The 6,084-nt window shown below is 58.7% G+C and carries 6 protein-coding genes; all 6 read right to left on the reverse strand.

Annotated elements, in window-relative coordinates:
* Positions 1-55: 55 nt before the first annotated feature.
* Complete coding sequence (upp, locus tag VNZ65_RS05675) at positions 56-706, reverse strand: uracil phosphoribosyltransferase (RefSeq protein ID WP_098492967.1); 651 nt, start codon at positions 704-706, stop codon at positions 56-58.
* Between the two features lie 210 nt (positions 707-916).
* Positions 917-1,324, reverse strand: coding sequence for a MerR family transcriptional regulator (locus tag VNZ65_RS05680; RefSeq protein WP_325666929.1), 408 nt, complete (start codon positions 1,322-1,324; stop codon positions 917-919).
* The gene (locus VNZ65_RS05685; protein ID WP_014005494.1) at positions 1,321-1,764 is read right to left on the reverse strand and encodes an integration host factor subunit alpha; all 444 of its coding nucleotides are present in this window, start codon (positions 1,762-1,764) and stop codon (positions 1,321-1,323) included. The genes VNZ65_RS05680 and VNZ65_RS05685 overlap by 4 nt, the downstream gene beginning before the upstream one ends.
* A gap of 113 nt (positions 1,765-1,877) precedes the next feature.
* Positions 1,878-4,304 carry a phenylalanine--tRNA ligase subunit beta gene (gene pheT, locus VNZ65_RS05690; protein WP_325666930.1) on the reverse strand — a complete coding sequence of 809 codons (2,427 nt, stop codon included), beginning with the start codon at positions 4,302-4,304 and terminating at the stop codon, positions 1,878-1,880.
* Between the two features lie 98 nt (positions 4,305-4,402).
* Positions 4,403-5,419 (reverse strand): phenylalanine--tRNA ligase subunit alpha, encoded by a 1,017-nt coding sequence (gene pheS, locus VNZ65_RS05695; protein WP_061939540.1) that lies wholly within the window; start codon positions 5,417-5,419, stop codon positions 4,403-4,405.
* Between the two features lie 217 nt (positions 5,420-5,636).
* The gene (gene rplT, locus VNZ65_RS05700; protein ID WP_325666934.1) at positions 5,637-5,996 is read right to left on the reverse strand and encodes a 50S ribosomal protein L20; all 360 of its coding nucleotides are present in this window, start codon (positions 5,994-5,996) and stop codon (positions 5,637-5,639) included.
* Positions 5,997-6,084: the final 88 nt, after the last annotated feature.

Here is a 6,084-nt window from a genome sequence, read left to right on the forward strand (position 1 = left end):
CGCGAAAATTACTCTGACCCCATTTGACTGCTGCGCAGCTGGGTTTACGTACGACTTACTTGGTGCCGAATATGCGGTCGCCGGCATCGCCCAGGCCTGGCACGATGTAAGCGTGTGCGTCCAGATGCGAATCCAGGCTCGCCACATACAGCTTGACGCCGGGATGCGCATCCTGGAACACCTGCACGCCCTCAGGCGCAGCCACCAGCGCCAGGAAGATGATCTGCTCATCGCTGACGCCGCGCTTCTTCAGCACATCCACCGCATGCACCGCCGAATTGCCGGTCGCCACCATCGGATCGCAAACGATGAAGATGCGCTCCGCCAGATCCGGCAAGCGCACCAGATACTCCACCGGCTGGTGCGTATCCGGATCGCGATAGACGCCGATATGCCCCACCCGCGCCGAAGGCACCAGGTCCAGCAGACCGTCGCTCATGCCGATACCGGCACGCAGCACCGGCACCACTGCCAGCTTGCGCCCGGCAATCACCGGCGCCTCCATGCTCTGCATCGGCGTCTCGATCAGCTGTGTGGTCAGCGGCAGGTCGCGCGTGATTTCATAGCCCATCAATAAGGTGATTTCCCGCAGCAGTTGCCGGAAAGTGCGGGTCGAGGTTTCCTTGCTGCGCATGTGCGTCAGCTTGTGCTGGATCAGCGGATGGTTAAGGATGAAGAGATTCGGGAAACGCGGGTCGCTGAGCATAAGTGTCATTCTTGCGGGACAGAGGCGCACGGCGAGTGGCTGCACGGGAAGTGGCGCACGGCGAGTGTTTAAGAGTCGCCGAAGCGCGACGATTTACACTCGCCGTGCGCTTCTGTCTCCAACTAATTAGATAAAACGGTTAAATTGCAAAGAAAGGTATTGATCCAAATACAAAAAAGGAGAGATTTCTCTCCCCTCTCTGTTCAGTAGTTATTCTACGGCTGGCTCGGTTTTGGGTATCAGCAGCGCCAGTATCTGCTCAAGCTCGTGACGCACCTCGACCAGGCTCACCTCGTTCTGCCTGGCTTCGGCGGCCTGCTCTGCTTCCGCGGCAATGCCCAGGCGGCCGTCGAGCTTGTTGCGCGCGCCGCTGATGGTAAAGCCATGTTCGTACAGCAGCTCGCGGATGCGGCGGATCAGCAGCACTTCGTGATGCTGGTAATAACGGCGGTTGCCGCGCCGCTTGACCGGCTTGAGCTGGGTGAATTCCTGCTCCCAATAACGCAGCACATGCGGCTTGACGCCGCACAGGTCGCTCACTTCGCCAATGGTGAAATAGCGCTTGGCCGGAATCGGCGGCAACACGACTAGCTCGGTTTTACTAATGCGATCGTTCATGAATTAGCTGGAAGGGCTGCGGCAAACTGTTGAATAGGCTGGATGGGTTGCAGGCTTGCGGCTTCAACCATGCCCTTGAGTTTCTGGCTGGCGTGGAAAGTCACCACGCGGCGCGCGGTGATAGGAATCTCTTCCCCGGTTTTCGGATTGCGGCCCGGACGCTGCGGCTTGTCGCGCAGCTGGAAATTGCCGAAGCCGGACAACTTCACCGACTCGCCACGCTCCAGCGCATCGCGGATTTCATCGAAAAACGTTTCCACCATGTCTTTGGCTTCACGCTTGTTGAGACCAACCTGTTCAAACAAAAGTTCAGCCAGTTCCGCCTTGGTCAGTGTCGGTAAATTCTTTTCCGCCTGCGAACGGGCTTGCGCTTCACGCATCGCCCGGTTCAGGTCGGCGTCCAGAACGGATTCAAATTCTACTGTCTGCATATTGTTCATTCTGTCGTTACGCCCCTGTCTTCTGGATTGCTGCCGCCGGAGCCGCGCTTGAGCGCGCGCATCCAGCTTTCTACCGCAGGTTTTATCATTAAATTACGTGGATTGAAGGCAAATCAAGTCCGTAATTTTGCTGTTGGCACCTTGCTGACAGCAGCGATCAAAGCAGCCATGGCGGCTTCTACGGTGTCATCTTGGAGGGTGTTTTCAGTATCTTGCAAGGTAAACCGGAAAGCAAGACTTTTTTCGTCATTTTCCAGTCCTTTGCCATGATATTCATCAAATAAAACAATGGCTTGCAGAATCCGGCAGGCCGGATTGCCTTGCTGCTCAGCAGCAAAGACATCCATCAAATCCTGCGCATAAACCGCTTGTTTTACCACCACTGCAAGATCGCGCACCACCGCCGGGAATTTCGAAATTTCGGTGTAAGCCGGCACTTGCCGTTGCTGCAACGCCAGGCCGTCGACTTCAAACAGCACCGGCGCCAGCGGCAATTCATATTTCTGTTGCAGGCGCGGATGCAGCTCGCCTATGAAGCCGATGGCTTGATCGCCCAGCAGCACTTGCGCCGAACGGCCGGGATGCAGCGCCGGATGTTCGATTTTGGCAAAACGTAAAACCACCGGTGCAAACAGCGCTTCCAGATCAGCCTTGACGTCGAAGAAATCGACGTTGCGGCTAGCCTGGCCCCATTGCTCATCGGCTTGCGGACCGTAAGCCAGGGCGGCGATCCGCTTCGGCTGCGCATAGCCGGCCACTGCCAGCGGACCGTTCTCGACCTGCTGGTCGCGCATGTAGACCGCGCCGGTTTCAAAAATCCGCACGCGGTTCAGCTTGCGGTTCAGATTGTATTTGACGTTGGCGACCAGGCTGCCGACCAGGGTCGAACGCATCACGCCCATCTGGCTGGCAATCGGGTTGAGCACCTTGATCGGCGCCAGGTTGCCGGCGAAGTCGGCTTCCCATGCGGCTTCGACGAAACTGAAATTGATCACTTCCTGGTAATCCAGGTCAGCCAGCTGGCGGCGCGAAGTGAACAGCGAGCGCTGGTTTTCCGGCGCGATGTACATCGCGTTCGGCGCCACCGGCGGCAAGGCCGGGATATTCTCAAAGCCGTAGACGCGGGCGATTTCCTCGATCAGGTCTTCCTCGATCTCGATATCGAAACGGTAGGACGGCGGCGTCACCGAAAACACGCCGTTCTCTTGCGTGAACGCCAGTCCCAGGCGGGTGAAAATATCAGCGATCTGGCTATCCGACAAAGGCACGCCGATGACCCGGATCGCGCGCGCGGTGCGGACCTTGACCGGATCGCGCTTGGGCAGGTTGACGCTCTGGTCGTCGATCGGACCGATCTGGGTCGCAGACGTGCCGCAGATTTCGACCAGCAAGGCGGTGATGCGCTCGATGTGCTCGACGGTGGTGGCGAAATCCACGCCGCGCTCGAAACGATGGCCGGCATCGGTCGAGAAATTGAAGCGGCGGGCGCGGCCCTGGATCGCTTGCGGCCACCAGAAAGCGGCTTCCAGGTAGATGTTTTGCGTTTCCAGCGATACTGCGGTGGCGTCGCCGCCCATGATGCCGGCCAGCGATTCGATCTGGCGGTCGTCGGCGATCACGCCGATCCAGTCGTCAACGCTGACGGTATTGCCGTTCAACAGCTTCAGTGATTCGCCGGCCTTGCCCCAGCGTACATCGAGGCCGCCGTGGATCTTGTCAAGGTCGAACACGTGGCTGGGACGGCCCAGCTCCAGCATCACGTAGTTGGAGATGTCCACCAGCGCCGAGATCGGACGCTGGCCGCTGCGCTCCAGGCGCTGCTTCATCCATTGCGGCGTCGGCGCCTTGGCGTTGAGGCCGCGGATCACGCGGCCGGAGAAACGGCCGCACAAATCAGGCGCGGAAATCTTGACCGGCAAGGTTTCTGTAATAGTCGCAGCGACAGTCTTGTACTGCGGTTGCTTGAGGGGCGTGCCGGTCAAGGCCGACACTTCGCGCGCGACGCCCAGCACCGACAGGCAATCCGCCTTGTTCGGCGTCAGCTTGATGGTGAACTTGAGGTCGTTGAGTTCGAAATAATCGCGGAAATTCTGGCCCACCGGTGCATCGTCCGGCAGTTCCAGCAGACCGCCGTGCTCTTCCGACAGTTTCAGTTCGCGCGCCGAGCACAGCATGCCTTGCGACTCGACGCCGCGCAGCTGGCCCAGCTTGATCTCGAACGGCTTGCCATCGGCGCCCGGCGGCAGGATGGCGCCGACCATGGCGCACGGCACCTTGAGGCCCGGGCGCACGTTCGGCGCGCCGCAGACGATGTTCAGCATGGCGCCGGCGCCGACGTCGACCTGGCAGACATTCAGGCGATCGGCATTCGGATGCTTGGCGGTCTCGACCACCAGGCCCACCACGATATTGGTAAAGGGCGGCGCGACCGGCTCGACCTCTTCCACTTCGAGACCGGACATGGTCAGCAGGTGGGACAATTCGTCCGAAGTCATCTTCGGATCGACCATGGAACGCAGCCAGCTTTCAGAGAATTGCATAGGTAAAACCTTCAAAAACCTTTAGTCACAGAAGCAAGGAACGCTGGATCGGCGAGGCACAAGGGCAAGCCTGTCGCAGCGTCTTCGGCGAGGAGCTTTTAGTTAAATTGTTTCAGGAAACGCAGATCGCCTTCGTAGAACAGGCGCAGATCGTTGATGCCATAGCGCAGCATGGTCAAACGCTCGATGCCGGAGCCGAACGCGAAGCCGATGAACTGCTCAGGATCCAGGCCCATGTTGCGCACCACATTCGGATGCACCTGGCCGGCGCCCGAGACTTCCAGCCAGCGCCCTTTCAGCGGACCGCTGCCGAAGGCAATGTCGATCTCGGCCGAAGGTTCGGTGAACGGGAAATAGGATGGGCGGAAACGCACTTGCAGATCGTCGGTTTCGAAGAAAGCCTTGACGAAATTCAGGTAGACGCCCTTGAGGTCGGCGAAGCTGATGTCTTCGGCGATCCACAAGCCTTCGACCTGATGGAACATCGGCGAATGGGTGGCGTCGCTGTCGACGCGGTAGGTGCGACCGGGGGCGATGACCTTGATCGGCGGCTTGTTCATGCGCGCATAACGCACCTGCATCGGGCTGGTGTGGGTGCGCAGCAGCAGCGGTTTGCCTTCAGTGTCGTTGCCTTCGATGTAGAAGGTGTCCTGCATTGAACGCGCCGGGTGGTTTTCCGGGCTGTTCAAGGCGGTAAAGTTGGTCCAGTCGGTTTCGATTTCGGGGCCGTCGGCCACATCGAAACCGATCGAACGGAAAATTTCCTCGATGCGCTGCCAGGAGCGCATCACAGGATGGATGCCGCCGACGCCGCGGCCGCGGCCCGGCAAGGTGACATCGATCGCTTCCGCATTCAGGCGCTCTTGCATCTGCGCATTGGCCAAGGCATCACGGCGCGCGGTCAGCGCGGCTTCGATCTGCTCTTTGGCGGTATTGATGACGGCGCCCTGGACTTTGCGCTCGTCCGGCGCCAGCTTGCCCAGCCCCTTCATCTGCTCCGTGATCTGGCCGGTCTTGCCGAGGTATTTGGCTTTCGCGTTTTCCAGCGCGGCGGCGTCGACAGCGGCGATGAAATCAGCCTGGGCTTGCGTTACTAGTTGTTCTAGGGAATTCATGCAGTTTTCCTGCTCCATTGAAGCCGAAATACACCCATCTATCCAGTCAGGGACAGAGCAATACGCCACAGGACAAGCCAGGCGACTCTTGAACTCTTCCGCAAACACGAAAAGTGGCGGTTAAAAACACAAACGGGGCATAAGGTGTTGACCTCTGCCCCGCTCGGGATTGCCACACCGCAGAACTGCACGGCACTGGCAAAACTACATAAGAAACTTACGCAGCGATGTTGGCCTTGACTTGATTGACAATCGCAGCAAACGCTGGCTTGTCCATCACTGCCATATCAGCCAGAACCTTACGGTCCAGTTCGATCGAAGCACGCTTCAGACCGTTCATGAATACGCTGTATGTCACGCCATGCTCACGGGAAGCGGCGTTGATACGGGCGATCCACAAAGCACGGAATACGCGCTTCTTGTTGCGGCGGTCACGGTACGCGTATTGACCAGCGCGCATGACTGCTTGCTTGGCTACACGGTAGACTTTACTGCGGCGACCGCGGTAACCCTTGGCAAGGTTAAGAACTTTTTTATGACGGGCACGAGCTGTAACCCCACGTTTTACTCTAGGCATAATAACTCCTTAGTATGAGGTTAAGCGTTCGGCAACATGCGCGAAACGGATACCATGTTGTGGTCATTGACCCCAACGGAACCGCGCA

Origin of the sequence: Collimonas sp. (assembly GCF_035566555.1) — a bacterium.
Taxonomy (GTDB): Bacteria; Pseudomonadota; Gammaproteobacteria; order Burkholderiales; family Burkholderiaceae_D; genus Collimonas.